Source organism: Vibrio sp. 811 (assembly GCF_033339195.1).
Map to the genome: position 1 here is coordinate 1 of NZ_JAWOUB010000327.1, position 759 is coordinate 759.

The following is a 759-nucleotide window of genomic DNA, read 5'->3' on the forward strand; positions in this document are numbered from 1 at the left end:
ATCAGCATTGTCTGGATGCATCATGATACCACGAATGTACAGCAACTCTTCAGCAGTACCCGGACCACCCGGGAAGATCACAATACCATGCGCCATACGAACAAACGCTTCTAAACGTTTTTCGATGTCCGGCATGATGATCAGCTCGTTGACGATTGGGTTTGGCGGCTCAGCGGCAATGATTGAAGGCTCTGTCAAGCCAAGGTAGCGTTGCTCGGTGTAACGCTGTTTAGCGTGACCGATTGCCGCTCCTTTCATCGGGCCTTCCATCGCACCAGGTCCACAACCCGTACAGATATTAAGTTCACGTAAGCCAAGCTCGTTACCCACTTCGCGCGTGTATTGGTATTCAACGCCATTGATTGAATGGCCGCCCCAACAGACGACGAGATTTGGTTCAATACCGGGAGTGAGCGCGCCTGCGTTACGCAAAATACCAAACACAAGGTTGGTAATATGCGTTGGGTTAGTGAGATTGAGGCGCTGACTGTCAGCCAAGTGCATGTTCACGTAAACGATGTCACGCAGTACAGAGAATAAGTGTTCTTGAATGCCTTTAATGATCTCTCCATCGACAAACGCATGCTCTGGTGGGTCGGTCAGCTCTAGCTTAATGCCACGCTCGCGGCGCACTACATTCACATCAAACGATTGGTGTTTATCGAGAAGCTCTTTGGAGTTATCTGTGTGGCTACCAGAGTTCAATACCGCTAACGTACAGTTACGATAAAGCTGGTAAAGATCACTCGAAGCGGTTTT

At 49.4% G+C, this 759-nt stretch carries 1 protein-coding gene; it reads right to left on the reverse strand.

Translation table 11 applies throughout. The features are described from left to right. Window positions 1-759 (reverse strand): nucleotide 5'-monophosphate nucleosidase PpnN (gene ppnN / locus R7Q46_RS26655; protein WP_318078153.1); only part of this gene is annotated, 759 nt, incomplete at both ends.